The 19,928-nt window shown below is 56.1% G+C and carries 14 protein-coding genes; 10 read left to right on the top strand and 4 right to left on the bottom strand.

Annotated features, from left to right (window positions below):
• Positions 1-4: 4 nt before the first annotated feature.
• On the top strand, positions 5-916 hold the full coding sequence (gene ppk2 / locus RB_RS22875; RefSeq protein ID WP_164922388.1) for a polyphosphate kinase 2: 912 nt from the start codon (positions 5-7) through the stop codon (positions 914-916).
• Positions 917-1,086: 170 nt separating this feature from the next.
• Here ppk2 and RB_RS22870 read toward each other — a convergent pair whose 3' ends face one another.
• Both RB_RS22870 and RB_RS22865 read right to left on the bottom strand, forming a co-directional pair.
• Positions 1,087-2,004: an EF-hand domain-containing protein gene (locus tag RB_RS22870; protein ID WP_164922387.1), complete on the bottom strand. Its 918-nt coding sequence runs from the start codon at positions 2,002-2,004 to the stop codon at positions 1,087-1,089.
• A gap of 201 nt (positions 2,005-2,205) precedes the next feature.
• Positions 2,206-3,225, bottom strand: a complete 1,020-nt coding sequence (locus RB_RS22865; protein ID WP_007339548.1) for a DUF1559 family PulG-like putative transporter — start codon at positions 3,223-3,225, stop codon at positions 2,206-2,208.
• A gap of 225 nt (positions 3,226-3,450) precedes the next feature.
• Here RB_RS22865 and RB_RS22860 point away from each other — a divergent pair, with 225 nt between their 5' ends.
• Entirely contained in the window at positions 3,451-4,872 is a 1,422-nt protein-coding gene (locus RB_RS22860) for a sensor histidine kinase (protein WP_231845904.1), read from the top strand.
• Between the two features lie 7 nt (positions 4,873-4,879).
• Complete coding sequence (locus tag RB_RS22855) at positions 4,880-6,292, top strand: sigma-54-dependent transcriptional regulator (protein WP_011123058.1); 1,413 nt, start codon at positions 4,880-4,882, stop codon at positions 6,290-6,292.
• Positions 6,293-6,468: 176 nt separating this feature from the next.
• Here RB_RS22855 and RB_RS22845 read toward each other — a convergent pair whose 3' ends face one another.
• On the bottom strand, positions 6,469-9,381 hold the full coding sequence (locus RB_RS22845; RefSeq protein WP_011123057.1) for an ABC transporter permease: 2,913 nt from the start codon (positions 9,379-9,381) through the stop codon (positions 6,469-6,471).
• 278 nt (positions 9,382-9,659) lie between these two features.
• Between RB_RS22845 and RB_RS22840 the strand changes: the two genes are divergently transcribed.
• Entirely contained in the window at positions 9,660-10,415 is a 756-nt protein-coding gene (locus tag RB_RS22840; RefSeq protein WP_011123055.1) for an ABC transporter ATP-binding protein, read from the top strand.
• Positions 10,412-13,219, top strand: a complete 2,808-nt coding sequence (locus RB_RS22835; RefSeq protein WP_011123054.1) for an ABC transporter permease — start codon at positions 10,412-10,414, stop codon at positions 13,217-13,219. The genes RB_RS22840 and RB_RS22835 overlap by 4 nt, the downstream gene beginning before the upstream one ends.
• 21 nt (positions 13,220-13,240) lie before the next feature.
• On the opposite strand, the gene RB_RS22830 is transcribed toward RB_RS22835, so the two are convergent.
• Positions 13,241-14,785, bottom strand: a complete 1,545-nt coding sequence (locus RB_RS22830; RefSeq protein ID WP_231845903.1) for an enterochelin esterase domain-containing protein — start codon at positions 14,783-14,785, stop codon at positions 13,241-13,243.
• 384 nt (positions 14,786-15,169) lie between these two features.
• Between RB_RS22830 and RB_RS22825 the strand changes: the two genes are divergently transcribed.
• The 5 genes from RB_RS22825 to RB_RS22805 all read left to right on the top strand — a co-directional run bounded on the left by RB_RS22825 (position 15,170) and on the right by RB_RS22805 (position 19,907).
• On the top strand, positions 15,170-15,991 hold the full coding sequence (locus tag RB_RS22825; RefSeq protein ID WP_007339558.1) for an ABC transporter ATP-binding protein: 822 nt from the start codon (positions 15,170-15,172) through the stop codon (positions 15,989-15,991).
• A gap of 316 nt (positions 15,992-16,307) precedes the next feature.
• A complete protein-coding gene (locus RB_RS22820) occupies positions 16,308-17,387 on the top strand; it encodes a DUF1559 family PulG-like putative transporter (protein ID WP_449314178.1) in 1,080 nt (359 codons plus the stop codon).
• Between the two features lie 185 nt (positions 17,388-17,572).
• Complete coding sequence (locus RB_RS22815; RefSeq protein WP_011123048.1) at positions 17,573-18,661, top strand: DUF1559 domain-containing protein; 1,089 nt, start codon at positions 17,573-17,575, stop codon at positions 18,659-18,661.
• Positions 18,662-18,686: 25 nt separating this feature from the next.
• Positions 18,687-19,343, top strand: a complete 657-nt coding sequence (locus RB_RS22810; RefSeq protein ID WP_011123047.1) for a PepSY-associated TM helix domain-containing protein — start codon at positions 18,687-18,689, stop codon at positions 19,341-19,343.
• 36 nt (positions 19,344-19,379) lie between these two features.
• A complete protein-coding gene (locus RB_RS22805; protein WP_164922386.1) occupies positions 19,380-19,907 on the top strand; it encodes a DUF2271 domain-containing protein in 528 nt (175 codons plus the stop codon).
• Positions 19,908-19,928 lie beyond the last annotated feature (21 nt).

Here is a 19,928-nt window from a genome sequence, read left to right as displayed (position 1 = left end):
AGCTGTGTCCGAAAGCGAACTTGCCACTGACTACGACCGAATACGCGACGACATCCTGGATTCCATCGACGAAGAGATCGAGGCCGAGATCGGCGACGCGTTGATGGAGCGTTCCGCGAATCCACCCTCCGATGATGGCGGGAAGATCGGTCGCAAAGAGTACTTTTCCAGTTTGCTGAAACTGCAGTTGGAACTGGTGAAGCTTCAAGAATGGGTGGTCGCGAATCAGGTCAAAATCGCGGTGCTGTTTGAAGGTCGCGACGCCGCGGGCAAAGGCGGTGCAATCAAACGCATTACCCAGCGATTGAATCCACGCGTGTGCCGCGTTGTCGCATTGCCTGCGCCCAACGAACGAGAAAAGACGCAGTGGTACTTTCAACGCTACACGCCGCACCTTCCTGCTGGCGGCGAGATCGTGCTGTTTGATCGCAGTTGGTACAACCGCGCCGGGGTCGAGCGTGTGATGGGTTTCTGCACCGACCAAGAATACGAACAATTCTTTCGGACCGTTCCTGACTTTGAACGGATGATCGTTGACTCGGGAACCATCCTGCTGAAGTATTGGTTCTCAATCACGGATGAAGAACAAGAGTTTCGTTTTCAATGCCGAATCAATGATCCGTTGAAGCAATGGAAGCTCAGCCCCATGGATTTGGAATCACGTCGACGATGGGAGCAATACACCAAAGCCAAAGAAATCATGTTGGAACGTTCGCACATCCCCGAGGCACCCTGGTGGGTTGTCGAAGGCAACGACAAAAAAAGAGCACGGCTGAATTGCATTCATCACTTGCTTTCGCAGATCCCATACGGCGAAGTCCCGCAGGACACCGTGGAGTTGCCGGACCGCCTGCACAGCGATGAGTACAAACGCAATGAGATCCCTCGAGAAGTCATCGTCCCGATGGTTTATTGAATCAGGTTCGACGCAGTCGTTGACTTACTGGCGTCGCTGAATCGTTTGCAATCGGTTGGATGAACAAAAAGCTCGGATCGACTTCCGAGGAAATCGACCCGAGCGATGCGAGCTCATTCGTTGTGCGGTCTGTTAGTTATGAGACCGACTGTTTGTGAATCCCAAGACGACTAGCGTTCGGGCCGGTCACCACGTTCATGACGGTCACCTCGTTCAGGACGGTCTGGACGCGAAGGTCGCTCGGCACCATCCGGACGATCGCCGTGATGATGCTCGTGCCCTTCGGCCGAGTGGGGTCCCTGACCAGGACCACGACGCATGGCTTGCAATTGCTCTTCGCTCAAAATTTCTTTGAGCTCCGCATCCACTTTGGATTGCAGCTTTGCAATCGCTTCGCGTTGTTCGTCGTTCAGGCTCATGTGTTCTTGGACGAACGATGGCAATACCTGCCCCATTTGTGGAGGACCGCCGGGACCGCGACGACCTTGCACGTCACCATCACGTGATGGTCCGCCGAAACCTGGCCCGGGGCCGCGCCCGCGGTCACCTTCGCCACGAGGTCCGCGACCATCTTCGCCGCGTGGGCCACGGTCACCGTCACCACGTGGGCCACGTTCGCCATCGCCATCTCTTGGGCCACGTCGCGCGCCATCTTCAGGCCCACGACCTTCACCACGAGCTCCTCGCTCTCCGTCTCCTCGCGGGCCGCGATCGCCTTCGCCTCGCGGGCCGCGTTCACCGTCGCCACGGCGACCACGTTCACGATCTCCACGTTCACGATCGCCACGCTCGCGGCTTCCAACCATGGCTTCGAGCTCTTCACGAGTCACGATGCCATCTTTGTCTTGATCCGCTCGGGTAATCAAAGATTTGAGCCGAGAATCGCCCACTTCTTCTTCGGTCAGCTTGCCGTCTTCGTCTTTGTCCAATCGCATCAAACGTTCGACGGGCGAACGTTGCCCACGATCGGCTCCGGGACGACCGCCTCGTCCTTCGCGATCTCCGGAACGCTCCGGCGGCTGAGCCACCGCGGAACACATGCCAGCAACCGTCAGTACAACGAACGAAAATTGAGTCAATGCCTTCATCGCGGAGGCCTCCAGTGGTGTGGGAATGGTAGCAAGCCCGCGATCAAACCTCTGATCACATGCTGCTAATGAGTCAGTTGCGACTCGTCCCAACAACCGTCAAACAAAATCCCCTTTTTTGATCGGCCTCCCATGCCCGCCCACGATTTGGGCGGAACGCGGTGCAACCGGAGGATTCCTGGAATGGGTCCCAGAACCACCTCAATACTCACCAGAGATAACTTCCCGGCCTGCTCGCGTTCCCAAGGCGTGCCAAATCGAAAGGTTGACCGACTCGGTCACGGACGAGACGCTCCCGTCCACTTTGGCGACTTGCACCAATCCAACGTGATAGCTGCGAGACGTGATCATCGCGTAGGTTGGGTTACCGCTTCGGCCGTCTTTCCCTTCTTGCCAGGAACTGAAGTCCATCTGTTCGTACAATTGCCCACCCGTCTCGAATTCCACGTCACTGTTGGGAGGCAACGTCACGGTGAATCCCGTGTGGTGGCAACGACCATCCGGCCATTCGGTGTGCCCGGTGTTTTTGAACTGGGCGCCGCTGGCGACAACCAATTCAGCTTCCGCTTGATTGGCGGGGATGGCTGTGTCGGATGGACCGCCGTTGCGTTGGTAGGGTGTCCAAGCTTTCACCTCGCCAGTCAGCAACGTGTGGCTGCTGCCATCCAAACAGTCCCGAAAACTGTAGAACTGGTTGGGAGCAAACATCCCGTCACCAGTTTTCTGCGTCGTGGGGTCGAATACAAACCAACGGCCAAAGTTAAAACCGTAAGTCGTCGGATACAGCGTGGGACGGCCATCGCTGAACGTTCGCTCTTGATCGGTTCCCGGATCACTCGGGCAGGCATAGGTTGGAATCTTCAAACCATCGATGGCATCCTGGTTGTCCCAGGCTAACGAGAGATCCACGTTTTCATAAACATTGCCTTGTTCCAAAAACGGCAGGATCCGTCCGTGGACTCCCCAAGACCCGTTGTTGCCGGTTGAAGTCACGCTCAGGTCGACCAAAGCCGAAGGAGGAAATCGTTTGTAAGCACTTTGGTAGTTGTGGACGGACAACGCGATCTGCTTCAGATTGTTGCTGCACTGCATCCGACGAGCCGCTTCTCGAGCCGACTGCACGGCTGGCAGCAGTAGTCCGACCAACACCCCGATGATCGCAATGACCACCAACAATTCAACCAGCGTGAAAGCGGAGCGAGTTGCGGAACGATTCTTCATCAAGCGATTCCTTCGTGGGGAGAGCCTCATCCCAGAGGCCCCCGAATGGTCAATACGTGCGGGTCAATCAGGTTCAGAACGACAATCTCAAAAGCACTCGCCGTGCCACTCACGCAAAGTACGTGAAAACACCACCATGATGATCCGAATGCTTTGTTTCAGCCAATGCTGCGGCGGGTCTTTCGCCACCGGTGGCGGATTTTTCGTCTCGGACATCCAAATACAATGAGTCCCGTGACCTCTCCTCCCCTCCGATCGCTGCGACTTCGCCTCCTCACCCCCATCATCGTCACGGCGCTGATGGCCGCGGTGCTGGTGGCGATCGCTTCGTATTGGCTGGGCACGCAGCGGGCGATGAAGGATCTGGAGCAACGGTTCTCCGCGATCCAATCGACGCTGTCGGATTCCAACTTCCCGCTCAACTCGATGGTCTTGGAATCTCTTGCGGATCTGACCCGGACGCAGTTGATCGGGTTGAGCTCCAGCGGTCATGTCACGTCGTCGACACTGAATTTGGATGAAGCCGCACGAACGTCTTTCAAAGAACACCTGCAGAACCAGCAACCTCTGCCTGGGTCGATCATTCCCAACGACGATGGGACTCGGTTTCGCGTGTTCGCTTTCCAAACCGTCGGCAGCCAACTCCGCCAAGACCGAGTCGCCGCGGTGGTGGTTCTGTTTGAAGACGAACAGTTCAACGCCAATCGTCGGCAAGCCGCGATCCTTCCACTGGCCACCGGGTTGTCGACGATCGTCGCCCTCAGCTCACTGACGTTCTGGCTGACGTCCCGGTTGATTCGCCGAATCAGCAAACTGCAACGACGCGTCGAAGCGGTGGCCAATGGGGACTTCGATTCAGCGGTTTCGGACGATGCATCCGATGAAGAAGTGCCCGACGAAATCGGCCGACTCGGTGGAGCGGTGGATTCCATGGCTCAACAGCTCAAACAACTCTGGAATCAAATCAACCGCCAACAAAGCGAAAAGCTTTTGCACCAGATCGCAGGCGGCATGGCTCATCAATTGCGAAACAGTTTGACCGGTGCTCGCATGGCCGTCGAACTGCACGCGCAAGAATGCCAGGCCACCGACGACGAAGGCATTCGGGTGGCGATCCATCAAATCGAATTGTCCGAAGATTACGTCCGTCGTCTGCTGCTGGTCGCCTCCGGACGCCAAGACGAAGACCGCCCAACCGACGTGCAAACATGCTTTGAGGATGTTCGCACCAGCCTTTCCCCAATCGCGAAACATTTGCGAGTGAAGATGCAATGGGACCTGGACGATGATCTTCGTCAACGGAGAATCCAAGATGGTCCGACCTGGGTCGCCGCCGTGACCAATTTGATCCACAACGCGATTCAGGCGGGTGACGAAGTTGACGTTTCCCTGCAACAGTTGAGCGAGAACACTCTTCGAGTCACGGTCTCCGACAATGGTGCCGGCATTCCCGAAGCCGTGGCGGCGAACCTCTTTGAACCGTTTGTGACCTCCAAACCCGAAGGCATGGGGTTGGGGCTTCCCGTCGTTCAACGTTCCGCAGAATATTTGGGCGGTTCGGTGCGATGGCGTCGAGAGAACGAACGAACCATTTTCGAGTTGGACACGCAATTGCTTCGCTCGCGAGACCAACAGGACGAACCCTAGTTTTCAAATGACCACAGCACACACCATCCTCGTTGTCGACGACGAACCATCCATTTGCTGGGCACTGGAAAAAATGCTCACCAGCGAAGGGCATGAGGTCATCACGGGCTCCAGCGCCGAGGAAGGTTTGCGGCTCGCAGCGCAGAACGACGTTTCGATGGTGATCCTCGATGTGCGTCTTCCCAAAGAAGATGGCATCTCAGCGTTGCCCAAATTCTTGGAGGCAACTGACAACGCTCCCATCATCATCATCACCGCCTTCGGTGACCTAGAAACCGCGGTCGCCGCGGTCAAAAACGGAGCGACTGACTACCTGACCAAACCGTTCAAACTCGAAGACGCTCTGCGGACCTGTCGAACGGCACTGCAAAAATCAGCACATCGGACGGCTCCCGCCGCGACTCAGCCGATGGACATCGATCCGTCGGTCTTGGTCGGCACGTCACCGGCGATGCAGCAAGTTTTCCGGCAAATCGCCTTGGTCGCCGACAGCGATCTGTCCGTGCTGATCACAGGTGAAACCGGAACAGGAAAAGAGCTCGTTGCCGCAGCGATCCATCGCCACAGTCGCCGCGCCGACGGCCCCTACATCCCGATCGCCCCCGTTGCACTGAATCCCGATTTGATTGAAAGCGAACTGTTCGGTCACGTCAAAGGAGCCTTCACGGGTGCCAGCGACGACCGCGCCGGATTGTTCGAACGCGCCGAAGGCGGAACCGTGCTATTGGATGAAATCGGTGACCTGCCACTGGGCACCCAAGTCAAACTGCTGCGAGTCCTCGAACAAGGGCAGTATTGCCGCGTGGGCGATGTCAAACCGCGAACCGCCAACGTTCGCATCCTCGCCGCCACAAACAGTGACTTGCACGAAGACGTCGCCACCAACGCCTTTCGCGAAGACCTGTTTCATCGTTTAACCGGCGTGCAAATTCATCTTCCGCCACTGCGAGATCGTGTGGAAGACATTGGCCCGCTTTGCCGTCATTTTCTCGCGGCGATGAAGTACGCGGACATTGAATCAGCGGTCGATGATGAGTTGCTGGAACAACTTCACTCGCGACCTTGGCATGGCAACATTCGCGAACTGAAAAACGCAGTCGGGCACGCCGCCGTCGTCAGCCGCGGTCGCAAACTCACGATTGATGATTTCCCCGAACCCAAACCTGGACGCGACGCTCCAACCACCTCTCCCGTTCTCGCGATGGAAAAATCCATTCGAGTTTGGTCGGAAAACGCGATCGAAGCCAACCCTGACTCGGTGACTCTGCACAGCGATTATTTGGCTGCTACGGAACCAACGTTACTGCGAACGGTGATGAAGCACACAGGAGGCAATCGGGCCAAGGCCGCCGAGATGCTGGGCATCCACCGTGGCACGCTCCGCGATCGCATGAAGGCCTACGGCATCGACGATCAGTGAAGTCAATGACTAGCAGGCTGTTGATTTAGTCGCATACCGAATGACAATCATTAGCCGTTGGGCGTTAGCCCCGGTTGGCGTCTGATCAACCGCCGCTAACGCGGTGCGGCTCAATAAATCAACAGCCTGCTAGGGACGCCAACGGCGCAATGCAACGACCAAGCAAAGCGTCTCGTTCACCCCTGACCACCGCGCCCGGCCTGCAGCAACCCAAGCGGTTCAGCTCGGCCGATTCGCACAACGGGCCACAAACCGGCTAGCAGACACAACCCGATCGTCATCGCGAATCCGATGGACAGGTGTGCCCACGGAATGATGAAGTTCGGTGGCCCAGCAAACCAACCGACGTACTGAGCCATCCCGACGCCACACCAACCCGCAATCAATCCAAAGATCAAACTCAGCACACAGGCGCCGACCGCGATCAGGATCGTTTCCGCAATGACCAATCGCACGAGTTGCCCGCGAGTCACACCGATCGACCGCATGATGCCAAACTCCCACGTTCTTGATCGCACCGACGCGATGACCGTGTTGGCAATCGCCAGCGACATGATCGCCAGCGTGATCAACGGCAAATAGCTCATTCCCCAAATCATGTCGTCAGCGCGAAGTTGGATCGCCTTGCGAACATTCTCCGATGCGGTCATCCGAGCGAACGGTCGGTAAGCTTTGACGCTGCCCAAACCGCTTGCCACAAACGTCTCTCCGGACTTTCGCTCCGCGATCGATTGCAACTCCGCTTCCATCGCCTGCAAATCAGCATCGTCATCGATGTCCATCCAAACGAATTCTGTTTGATGCAAATGGAAGTCCCGCTGCACCTGTTCGCGATTTGCGAACACCACCGTTGCGGTCCGGACGAAATGTCGTCTCACACCTGAAAACTTCGTCACCCAGTGCCAACCAGGCAACGACACCACTCCGGCGATGCGATAGGTCACACGTTCGTCTTCCGCGGTCGGTGGCGTGAAGCTCAACTCATCGCCAACGCCCAACCCCGAGCTCATTTGAAAATCTTCGGAGATCAGACACGACTCGCCGCCTTGCAGTGCTTCGATGGCGGACGTTCGGTCTCCTTCCACAAACTCAAACGTCAAAAACGGATCCTCACCGGCAAAGGCCATTTCGGGATCGATCCCGAACAAGACCGCATTGTCACGCTGCACTCGCGAAGGTTGCTCGGCATCGCCCCAATCGAATCGGGCTTGCTCGATCGCCAACGGCATCACCCGATCGGAACGAACCCCAGCTACCTTTCGAACATCGTCGATCCCGTCCTCATCCAATCCAACGGGATGAAAGGCGACCAACGCGTCGGGAAGCCAATTGCCGGGGGTGAATGGCTTCAACATTGAATAGCCCCAGCTTTGGGTCGAGGCATAAAGCCCCAAACCGATCGACAAGGCCAACGTGGCCCCAACCGTCCGCCATAAATTGGTCGACAACTGAGTCTTCATCATTCGAGTGTCCAGCCCCAATGCACGCGTCACCCAGGGGCCGATCGCCGATTCACAAAACACAACAATGGCGGGTGCCAGACAGATCATTCCCACCAACAAAGTCGGATATGTCAGGAATCCATACGCCCACGTTCGCCATTCGTCCGACATCGGGATCGCAAACACGAGCAGGGGTGTCAGAGCGGAGAGCGAGGCACCAATGACGCCGAAAACCACCCACGACTGCATTCCAGGCGTGGAAACTTTGGACGTCATCGCTTCGAGTGGCTCGATCCGTGTTGCTCGCCAAGCCGGCACAATCGCCGCCCCCAGTGCACCGACCAGCACGGTCACGCCAGACAACACAATGCATCCCCAACCCAACACCGCATCCGTCCCAAACCAACCTGGAACGTAGTGACTGCCAAAAACCAACATCAAGTAACCGGCCGCCAATCCACCGAGCCAACCGACCACGGCAAGCAAGACGCTTTCGATTGCAACGATGGTGGCGACTTGCCCTCGAGTCAGCGCGACCGCTCGCAACATCGCGAATTCTCGTGTGCGTTCACTGACCCCCATGCTGAGTGTTGAGAAGATGATGAAGATCGCCGCCAGTGTTGCCATCCCGGTCGCCGCCCACGACTGAGCTTGCTGGCCGGAAACGGTTCGAGTCTCTTCCATTCCCTCTCGCACGGTATCGAAGTCGATCAACTGCATCGCAGGCCGACCGCCGGCCAAGCGTTCGCCCCAAGCCTCGCGAAATTGCGGGATGGTGACCGTATCACGGATCGCAACTTGCAACACCTGTGGTTTCGAAACGTAGCCGTTGATCCACTCCGCCAAATCAGGACGCACATAGATTGCGTTGGCGGCGATGCCTTCTGAGAAATTTTTGGGCATCCCCAGCACGGTTTGATTCGTTTCGTTCTTCGATTCGCTCGATTCAGGTTTTGGCCTACGCGGTTTGCTCAATCGTTTTCCTGATGGAGGCCCACCACGACCTCGAGACGACAACGAGGGTGCCTGCGGGGCTTGCTCCACAATCCCCACAACGGTCAATTCCACTTCGTTGGCCAACGAAATCAGCTTCAAGCCATCGCCGATGGAAAGCTTTTTGTCTTTTGCAACCAACTCACCGACGACAATTTCTTTTGCTTCAATGTCTTCGCTCAACCAGCGTCCTTGAAGCAACTCATAAGGAGGCTCGATCGCGGGCGTGCTCACCAAAGTCGGGTCCAATGGCGGAGCACCGTTCACCGGTGGACGTGCTCCCACCACAAAGTCGAGCGATGACTTCTCGTCTTCCTCCTGACTTTCGATCGGGACAACCGTGACCCGCGATTGGCCGATCGGATTGACCTCCAACACACCGGCATCACGTTTCAAATCATCCACCAAAGAAGATTGAATGGGTGGGGGCTCCGATCCGGGTGGCCCCGGCTTGGGGATGATCAACAGATCGTAGCGTCCCAAGTACTTCTCGCTGTTCTCATCGAACTGAGACACCAACGCGTCGTAACCGCTGACCACCCAAACCACAGCACAAGTCGAAGCAATGATCCCCAAGGTCGTGATGCAGGCACGCCCGGGATTCAGACGCATCTGCGCACCAACAAACGGGATCAAAAAACGAAGTGAATTCATGAAGGCTGCAGCAACGAGGTTGGCGGATCAATGTGGAAGGCCCGGCAATTGCAATCACCGGACCAATGCGTGTTCTCTCGCGAAACTCGACGTTTCGTAGTCGTGGGCTCGTTCGAGCCGATGAAAATTTCGCCAGCGGCGACGCATTCTCCATCGCCACCTTGAGTTCAAACGCGACGTCCATTCGCCTTGTCGATTCGCCGACGTTGCCCCCAATGCGCTGTACCCGTTTTTTGGATACAAAGCTTCTACTATCGCTTCGAGGAGTCACTTATCCCGTGCCTTCAAACAACACACCGCCGCTGCAAATCGATCAAGTTCACAAGACTTATCGCCAAGGCAATTCGACCGTGCACGCGTTGGACGGAGTGAACCTGACCGTCCAACCCGGCGAATTCGTGGCGATCATGGGTGCCTCCGGATCAGGAAAAAGCACACTGCTTCATGCGATGGCAGGGCTGATTCAGGTCGACGCAGGACAGGTGTCCATCGCGGGACAAGACCTCTCCAAGTTGAATGACGCCGCTCTCACCAAGTTTCGTCGAAAGAACCTGGGGATCGTCTTCCAAGCCTACAACTTGATCCCGGCATTGACGGCGGAAGAGAACATTCGACTCCCCGCGAATGAGACAGCCGACTTAGACGATCGTGTCGAACATCTGCTGGAACGACTCGAGATGAACGAGCGACGATCGCATCGACCGATGGCTCTTTCCGGTGGCGAGCAACAACGCATCGCGATTGCGAGAGCCCTGGTTTGCGATCCGGCAATCCTGCTGGCCGACGAACCCACCGGCAGTCTGGATTCCGCCACCGGAACGTCCATCTGCCGACTGCTAAGAAACCTCGTCGATGAAGAACGACGCAGCATCGTGGTCGTCACCCATGAACCTCATGTCGCGATGTGGGCTGATCGCGTGGTGGTGATGAAAGATGGCACCGACTTGACCGAGTTCAAAACGGACGGCATCCGAGATCCTCAAACCGTTGCCAGTCGTTACCAGCAATCACTTGGTGCGGAGGCGGTGCATTGAAAGTCCTTCGACTCGCGCTGGCGTTTCTTCGCGAACGGAAAACTCGCACGGCACTGACCACCGTCGCCATCGCCGCGGCCGTCTGCATGGTGATCTGGGTTTCCAGCAGCTACGAGGCGTTGCACAAGACCTACGACGAGTTCAGCAATCTTGCGTTGGGTCGATACGAACTGAAGATCGCACCGATCAATGCCGATGAAAACGATTTCGTGACGCCCGAAGTCTTGCAACCGCTGCGAGAGGATCCCGCCGTTGCCTCGGTGGATCCGATGTGGGCCAAACGCATCGCCATTCAAAATTCGAACCGAATACCTGCGTCTCCATCGACCTCCCCAGGCCCCGGTGACGGACCAGCCGGATTGCTTCCTAGCCTGATGTTCATGGCAACCGATGCGACTGAAGCTCCCTTCGATCTGTCCGAAGGAAACTGGATCGCTTCCGACCCCGGCTCGCCACAGGTTGTCTTGCGAGCCGACGTGGCCGAACGCCGTCAGTTGCATCTCGGTGATTGGCTGACGGTTGAGAGACCACGTCCTGATGACGACGGGCAAGACACACTGGCGCTCGAGATCGTTGGCTTCCTGAATGCACCACCCACTCCAAAGCTGGGCGTGGGATCGATCCCCATGTTGACGCCGAGCTTTGGGGAAGCATTCATCAATGTCGCATTGGCTGAAGACATTCTCGGCGAACCGTTTCAAATCAGCTTGTTAGGAGTCTCCGTCCAAGACCAAGCCGACATCACGAAGTTTCGATTCGGATGGGCGACGCGACTGAACCGTTATGAAACACCCCTTCAGTTCCAAGAAGCCTATGAAATCGAAGAGGCACTCGATCAGGCGTCCGAGGCCGAGAACGTCAAACTGCAATCCTACGCCGCCACCGGCGTGGCCATGTTGGTCGCCATGCTGGTAACGTTTTGCTCACTCAGCATGGGCGTGACCGAGCGAACGCGGCAATATGCGGTGTTGAGAGCCATTGCATTGACCAAGTGGCAAATCACCTGGCTGATCGTTCTCGAAGGCGTCGTGCTCGGTGCGATGGGATTGCTCACGGGCGTTCTGGTGGGCTGGGGATTGCTGCAAATTGTCGAACAATTTTTCGGCGGCTTGCTCCACCACGGCATCTTACTTGGCGGGCGCAGCCTGACTCTTGCGCTGCTCGCTTCCTTGGGCGGATCTTTCCTGGCGTCGTTGTTCCCCGCTTACAAAAGCACCTGCGTCAAACCTCTTGATGCTGTCGCGCCGCTTCACCAAACACAAATCTCGCGGAGTCCTGGATGGTTTCGAATGGTGCTGGGACTCTCGTTGATCGCAGTCAATCCACTGCTGACATTTGCTTTTCCGCCCAATGAAAGCAACGTTGGTTTGGCAATGGCGATCGGCTTTCTCTGTTCCAGTGTTGGTTTCTTCGTGATCGCACCTTCACTCGTCGTATGGGTCGATCGCTATGTCGGGCCGGCGATTGCTCGAGGGTTGCGGATCGATCCGAAACTCTTGACCAGCCAAATCACAAGCCATCTTTGGCGAACGGTTGGTGCCGCAATCGCGATGGCGTTTGGACTCGGACTGTTTGTGGGCATCCAGGTTTGGGGATTCACCATGTTGGAATCATTCATCCCTGGTAGCTGGACACCCGATGCCATCGTGATGTTGCGTCCTGGTTTAAGCCCGACAGAAGCAGAGCGACTAGCAAATCATCCCGACGTGGATTCACAGCGATGTTTGCCGATGGTGGTGGAACAGCCTCGATTGGTCGAAGACTTAACACACAGTGCCGAGCGTCCAACCATCGTTCGCCAAGACAACGTGGTGATCGTGGGACTGGACGCCGACCGAGCCCTCTTGGGCGATCATCCTCTGCTGACGCTAGAGTGGGTCGAGGGTGATCCTCGAAACGCGGTGAAGCAGATGCAGAACGGCGGTGCTTGCATCGTCCCCGATCATTTCATGGAAGAAACGGGATTGAAACTGGGCGACTCCATTTCCGTTTCCCCACCGCGAAACGCTGGCAACAAGGTCAGCTACGTGATCGCCGGTGTGGTCAAGCTTCCTGGATGGCACTGGCAAACCAAGCTGACAGGCCTGCGAACCCGGACGCACCGCGCCGCGGCTCTCGTACTTGCTGATTACGATTCTGTCGCGTCCGACTTTGACCTTCCGATGGCGTCGCATGTGTGGTTCTCGTATGCCAATGAGAACCCCGATATCGATAGCATCCAAACCTTAGCAAGCGATCTGGTTCGTCGATCCATCGCCGATGATTCATTTCAACAGGAAACAACTCCGAATCAATCGATGGACGAATCCTCCACGGACAACCTCGCGAAAGTGGTATCCGTGCAAGACATTCGAAATCACCTGGATGTCACCGCACGCCGCTGGATCTGGGTCATCAGCTACATCCCATTGATCTCGCTGTTAATCGCTTGCTTGGGTGTACTGAATGTGATGCTTGCATCCGTTCGATCTCGACGTTGGGAATTCGGCATCTTGCGATCGATCGGCTTCACCAGCTCAGACCTCAGCCGGGCCATTCTGGTCGAAGGATTGATGATCGCACTGGTGGCGGGTTTGCTCGCCCTCGGCTTCGGAATCCTAAGTGGATGGTGCGGCAGCGGGATGGCCCAGTACATGAGTTTCTTCGGGGGGCTTCATCCGCCGCTCGTGATTCCCTGGCTTCCGATCATGGGTGGCTTTTCGTTGGTGCTTTTGCTCGGCGTAGGCATCGCCGCTTGGCCCGCCATCTCCATCGGCAGATCACGGCCGATGGACCTCCTTCAATCCGGAAACGAATTCAGTTGAGCGAATGGGTGCCAGCAACAATCACTTGGTCCCGAGCAATTCAATCAAACCATCAGCGATCGCATATCGCCAGTGAAAGTAGCCGTGGCCGCCGACGAATTCGCTGTAGTGAACATCGTAGCCTTTCGCTCGCAAACAGTCTCGGAAATGACGGTTGCTCGCTAGGATGTCGCTTGCTGTTTCAAAGGTTCCCGCCTGCAAGGCAAATTGAACAGGCCTTCGATCCGCACCAACAAATTCGCGAATCAGCCAATTGGGCTCTCCCGATCCGACCTTTCCAAACTCGCCTCCCGGAGACCACCAATACGATCCCGATTGGCTCAACACATTACCAAACACGTCCGACGCTTTGAGCGCCGCGTAGGACGACGCCAACCCGCCATAGCTCGCCCCCACCAACACAGTGTTTTCACGATTCGCGTCCATCGACTGCTCGCGAATTAGTGGCATCAACTCGTCGGTTAAGAAGCGAACGAAGTCGTCGCTGCAGGGAAGTTCAACCGCTCGTGATTTCGGACTTGGGTTGCTAATCAAGACCGCGGCAGTGGATGAGATTCGTTTCGCAGCGATCAAGTTGTCCAAGATTGTTGGCAGCTTCACCTCGTCGAGATACTGATCTCCATCAAAAACGACCAACAACGCGTTGCCAGAAGCAGCGGGATCGTATCCAGCCGGACGATACAAATGAACGTCGCGTGTATTCGCCAAGATCTCACTTCCAATATCCAGCGTCGTCACCGAGCCTTTGATTGATTCAGAAGACGAATCGAGCCAAGGGACGACCGGTGCATCCGACAACTCGACCACGGAGTTTCCGTCAAACCGATCCACCGGATTGGCTGGTTCAGACATCGGATTGAATGGATCACGTTGAGCAGTAGCTAGGATGGCTCGACGAAGGTCACGGTAGCTTCCATCAAACACGGGCACGTCCGGTGCCAAGCGATAGATGATGCGAGCTTTTCGAGACACCTGATAACTGCGGTACCAAACATCACTGTCGCCGAGACGTTGCATCTCATCGTGATCACCCGATGGTGCGCCAAAGATGCGAACGTTGTGGTTGGCACCCCGCCACACGAACGTGACCAACGCTTGATCATCGCGAAGCGATTCATCCTCGTTGCTGTCTTCCACCAACGGCGAACCGTCGCGAGCAACCCTCTGCCAGAACTCTTTCGTGTCGCCTCCGTTTTGCAGCTTCCGTTGTAGAGCCAGCAAGGTGGGGCTCTCGATTCGATTGACGGCTTGGAACTGTTCCGCCGCGAGAATGATTGAATCGATCCGCAACTCAAAATATTGATTCTCGGGACCGGACACCACCAACCCAGCAGGCGATGGTTCGTCGACCACAAACAGGAAGGTCGCCATCGCCCCCTCGCCATCGGTCAGACGTCGAATGCGTTGGCCGCGTTGATTGACCAACCAAAGCTGAATGCCTTTCCCTCGAATCGAACCACGGACGAAGTCACCCCGCTTCGCATCCAACTTGAATGACAGTGCAGACTTTGCGCTGTTTTTAGGCGAATTCACTGTCCCGCGATGCACAGCTCCAACACTCAACATCGGCGCATCATCAGCACACAAAGGCTGCATCGGCACACAAGATGTCCATGCCAGTAGGAAAGCGGTTGTCGCGAATGCCACAGTTTTTGTTTGTTGAATCATGCCGATCTCTGGGAGACTTCTTCCTCAAATCAATGTCATCGATTGTGGATTCCCCACGAACACCGTCAAGCTCGATGGAATTTCGGTCGCGGGCGACGGCTATTTCGCCAGTGGTTCTTGCGAAGCCGTTCGCTCGAATGAGACCGAATCTAACAACGAAATTGACTGCACCCCGTAAATCATTGGCTTCAACGCCGTCGGTGTTGCGATCAACCCTTGCATGCGTTGCCCATGGCACGGCCCGTGCTTAGTCAAAGCATGATCCATCGCTCAACCACTCTTGTGACCGACTCAATGCCGCCAATCACGCCACCCATGTCCGTGCCTGAATGTTCTCAACCAGCAACCGCCACGGTTCAGTCCGTTTCTAAAACCTATCGGCAAGGCGTTCGCCAAGTCGATGCGTTGCGTGAAGTCAGCCTCAACATTGAATCAGGATCTTTCGTCGCGGTCATGGGAGCCAGCGGATCGGGCAAGAGCACGTTGTTGCACCTGATGAGCGGACTGACTCGCCCGACATCGGGTTCCGTTCTGATTGAAGGCCAAAACATCGCCGACCTGACTGACTATGAACTGACCTGCTTTCGCCGTAAGCGGATTGGATTGGTGTTCCAAGCATTCAACTTGGTTCCGTCTCTATCAGCGAGAGACAACATACTGTTTCCGCTTTATGCCGCTGGAGAAAGCTTGAATGACGAATCCGAACTGACCGAACTGGCTCAACCATTGGGGATCGCTGATCGCTTGGATCATCGCCCGGACGCTCTCAGCGGAGGCGAACAACAACGTGTTGCGATCGCACGATCGCTGATCACCAACCCAGCCATCGTGTTCGCCGATGAACCCACCGGAAGCTTGGATTCCGTGACCGGCGACTCGATCTGCAAACTGTTGCGAAACCTCTGCGATCAACAACAACGAACCATCGTGATGGTCACTCACGAACCCAGCGTTGCGATTTGGGCGGACAGCGTCGTCGTGCTCAAAGACGGCCAAATCGTGAACCAATTCCTGACGAACGAGTGCACGGATGCCCAGTCGCTGGCAGCTCGATATCAGCAGGTTGTCTCGATCGGTGGCCAGGAAATGCTCCACTCGGCCTGATTCAAATTGCCGCAGGACTGCTGCTTTTCCGTGAGAAAGAGGCGTTTTGCCTTGAAAAAGCTCAAATATCACCCCCGCGTCTCGTTTTGCCCCTTGTAACCGTTTGGATCAACCAGCACCATATTGCGACTGACTCGCAATAACAGATTCGTCGACGCAGCCAGCAACGGGTTCTCCCCCCAGCCAGCCACGTTCGTTTCGCTTCTTGATCGATCTCACCACCGTGGTGAGCCCCGATCCGCTGAAGTAGATCCGTCCCCAGTGTGCCTTTTGGCTGGAGTTTCCTATGTCCCGTTCGTCTCTCGTTTCTTCTTCGATGCCGCTTGGCCCGATCTCCAACGAGAAAAATCAAGCTGACTCGGCTCGCCCTACTAAGCGGCACCAAGGTTTCACATTGGTGGAGTTGTTGGTGGTCATCGCGATCATTGGCGTCCTGGTCGGTTTGCTTTTGCCCGCGGTTCAGGCCGCCCGCGAAGCAGCCCGCTCGATGCAGTGCAGCAACAACCTCAAGCAACTTGGGCTTGGCCTGCACAACTACGCGTCGACCTATAACGGTGCCTTCCCCAACAACGGTTACAGTTGGCCCGGTGGGTACCCAAGTGACTACTCGCCGCTTGCCAAGATTTTGCCGTTCCTCGAGCAAGCTCAATTGCAGGATCTGATTGATTTCAACATTTACATGGGTCACCCCGCTCTCGCGGATTTGCCCGAGGGCTTGCATGAAGCAGCAGGCACTCGTGTCCCGACTTATGAGTGCCCCAGTGACATCAATGCGGACGTGCATTTGTTGACGATGCCATCGGGAGCCAGCATTCCGATTGCGGGCACCAGTTACTCGATGAACCAGGGCAGCGGCTTGGACGGTGTTTATCACCCCAGCGTCGGCGAACCCGACGGACTGTGCTGGACCAATGCGAAGGTCAAGTTCCGTGACATTCTCGACGGCACCAGTCACACCATCGTGTTTGCAGAAACATTGATCGGTGGTGGACTGGAATCTGATACACCAACTCCCAACATGGATCCGCAATTCTTTCGTGCGGGTGTATCGGAAGCAAGCACCGCCGTTGCCAACCTCGCGGACTCAGGTGACATCGCCGACGTTCAGTCTTACATCACCAGCTGGAACGGTGACCGCAATCATTATTGGTTGAGAGGCACCGTTCCTAACGGCCCAATCATCAACGGCCGCTTGTCACCCAACAGCAACATTCCCGACCTGGTTCGTGGCTCATCCAAGATCACCGCCGCTCGCAGCAACCACACGGGATTGGTCAAAGTCGCTTTGGCCGACGGCAGCGTGCAGACCGTGACCGACTCAATCGATCTAAAAGTCTGGCACGCGAGCTGGACCCGAATGGGTCGCGAAGTGGAAACGATTTCGCAAAATCGTTGATGTGCTTCGCAAAACCTGAAACCAACAAACACTCATCGTTCAAACATCGCTGAGACTTACGACGGTCATCACAGTCGTCGCTCGGCAAATTTTCAATTTACTTTACGAAGCCAGCCATGAACTCCGGTTCAACAGCCAGCCACGTTCGCCTCGCACAAACATGTGCACCTTTTAGGAGAACCTGAATGACTCACCACCGCAAAGCTGGTTCACAGCGAATCAACGTTCCATCGACGCAAACATTTGTGTCTCCGATGCTCCGTCGCGGTTTTACACTGGTCGAATTGTTGGTCGTGATTGCGATCATTGGCGTGTTGGTTGGCTTGCTGTTGCCCGCGGTTCAATCCGCACGCGAAGCCGCTCGGTCGATGCAGTGCAGCAACAACCTCAAGCAAATTGGACTGGCCACGCACAACTATGCATCAACTTACGCTGGTGCGTTTCCCAACAATGGTTTCAGCGGCCCAACGTATCCAAACGACTTTTCGCCGCACGCGAAAATCCTGCCGTTTCTGGAGCAATCCCAACTGCAAGATCTGATCAACTTCAGTATTCCGATGGGTCACCCTGCACGCGAAGATCTGCCTGTCGAATTGCGTGAGGCCGCCCAGACGCGAGTCCCAGCGTTCGAATGCCCCAGCGATGTCAATGCGGTTCTACACGGATTGACGATGCCATCAGGCGATGTCATTCAAATCGCGGGAACCAGCTACAGCATGAATCAAGGCAGCGGCCAAGACGGTGTCTTTCACCCCGGCAACGGCACACCATCGGACGGCATGTGCTGGGTCAACGCCAAGCTGAAATTCCGTGACATTCTCGATGGAACCTCTCACACAATCCTGTTCGCTGAGACGGGCATTGGGTCCGGACTCGATGTCGCCACCGTCTCGCCCAAGATGGATGTCCGATCGAATCGTGCGTCTGTCAGTTCCATCGCCACGACGGTCTTGGAAGCAGCAGCTCAAAACCAATACGCCGGTGTTGAAGCGGTCACGAGCAGTTGGGATGGCAGCCGCAACCACTACTGGTTGCGTGGGTCGGTACCTGATGGAGCCGTCATGAATGGCTTCTTGCCACCGAACAGTCAAATTCCTGATCTCAGTTTCCGTTCAGCCAAAATCACCGGACCACGTAGCTATCATACCGGGCTCGTGAAAGTCCTGATGGCCGATGGCAGCGTTCAAAACGTGACAGATTCGGTCGAACAAGAAGTCTGGCACGCAAGCTGGACCCGAATGGGACGCGAGATCGAGACCATTTCGTCCCAATGATTCCTCGCTGGACTTCAACACCTCGATGAGCAACCCGACTGCCGAAACGTCTGCAACGCCCACCATTCGAAAGACCGGATTTTCATCCGCTGCTTTGCGAACGGTGGTGCTGTGGCACTGGACCAGCTCGGCAGTTTGCTTGATCGGGATGTTGGGGTTTGCGATCACCGGCATCACCCTGAACCACGCTTCCCAAATCGAAACCGAACCGCAACGTGATTCGGTCATTGATGATTTGCCGCCGAAGTTCATGAGTTTGCTGGCGAACTCGACGGAAGAAGAATCCGCCGCTCTGCCGCCTGAACTGGCCGAGTGGCTGACCGAACAAACTGGCAAAGCAATTGGCAGTCGAAAAGCGGATTGGTCGGAGGATGAGGTTTACCTCTCGATGCCCGGCCCCGGATCCGACGCGTGGCTGGCGATTGATCGCGAAACCGGTGAATTTGAATTTGAATCCACCCAGCGCGGTTGGATCTCCTACTTCAACGATTTGCACAAAGGACGCAACACAGGTGCGGCATGGAAATGGTTCCTCGATCTTTTCGCAATTGCCACGCTGGTGTTCTGTTTCACTGGTTTACTGTTGCTGGTTGAACACGCTCGGCGTCGAAAAATGACTTGGCCGCTGGTCGGACTCGGACTCTTTCTGCCGTTCTTGCTGGCCGTATTGCTCATTCACTGAACACTTTCCTTCCTCCTGATGACTCGACTTCCTTCCATGATGAATCGAATTGCGTTGATGCTCGGCGTCGCTCTGCTTGGCGTCTGCCAAACGACCGCTGAAGACTGGAAAGCCACCGTTGAAATCCCACGGTTGAATGTCTCGGAATACCACCGTCCTTATGTGGCAATCTGGATCCAAGACGAAAACCGAAAATGCGTCGCAAACCTGGCCGTTTGGTACCAACTGACCAAATCGGGCGAAGGGGAAGGCACCAAGTGGTTGCCCGACCTTCGTCAGTGGTGGCGACGTTCCGGACGTTCCTTGCAAATGCCCGTCGATGGCGTTTCAGGTGCGACACGACCTGCCGGAAAACATGAGTTGGCATTCGACGATGCCGACCAACGTTTCTCGAAATTGCCCGCCGGAAAGTACAGCCTGATGGTGGAAGCTTCGCGAGAAGTTGGCGGACGCGAAGTGTTGGAACTGCCATTTGAGTGGCCGTCCAAAACGACTCAGAAGTTGAAAGCCACTGGCAAAGAAGAACTCGGCGACATCACGTTTGCCATTCCCCCCTCCAAATGAACTCCCTTTTAAACACGAGAT

Source organism: Rhodopirellula baltica SH 1, assembly GCF_000196115.1.
Taxonomy (GTDB): domain Bacteria; phylum Planctomycetota; class Planctomycetia; order Pirellulales; family Pirellulaceae; genus Rhodopirellula; species Rhodopirellula baltica.
The sequence above is the reverse complement of the archived record's forward strand: the minus strand, read 5'-3'. Positions and strand labels throughout refer to the sequence as shown.

Coding starts and splice junctions, on each gene's coding strand:
- RB_RS22845 (WP_011123057.1), bottom strand. CDS start 9,381: ATGAATTCACTTCGTTTTTTGATCCCGTTTGTTGGTGCGCAGATGCGT.
- RB_RS22830 (WP_231845903.1), bottom strand. CDS start 14,785: ATGTTGAGTGTTGGAGCTGTGCATCGCGGGACAGTGAATTCGCCTAAA.
- RB_RS22820 (WP_449314178.1), top strand. CDS start 16,308: ATGCCGCTTGGCCCGATCTCCAACGAGAAAAATCAAGCTGACTCGGCT.
- RB_RS22805 (WP_164922386.1), top strand. CDS start 19,380: ATGATGAATCGAATTGCGTTGATGCTCGGCGTCGCTCTGCTTGGCGTC.
- RB_RS22870 (WP_164922387.1), bottom strand. CDS start 2,004: ATGAAGGCATTGACTCAATTTTCGTTCGTTGTACTGACGGTTGCTGGC.
- RB_RS22810 (WP_011123047.1), top strand. CDS start 18,687: ATGAGCAACCCGACTGCCGAAACGTCTGCAACGCCCACCATTCGAAAG.
- RB_RS22855 (WP_011123058.1), top strand. CDS start 4,880: ATGACCACAGCACACACCATCCTCGTTGTCGACGACGAACCATCCATT.
- RB_RS22860 (WP_231845904.1), top strand. CDS start 3,451: ATGAGTCCCGTGACCTCTCCTCCCCTCCGATCGCTGCGACTTCGCCTC.
- RB_RS22815 (WP_011123048.1), top strand. CDS start 17,573: ATGACTCACCACCGCAAAGCTGGTTCACAGCGAATCAACGTTCCATCG.
- RB_RS22865 (WP_007339548.1), bottom strand. CDS start 3,225: ATGAAGAATCGTTCCGCAACTCGCTCCGCTTTCACGCTGGTTGAATTG.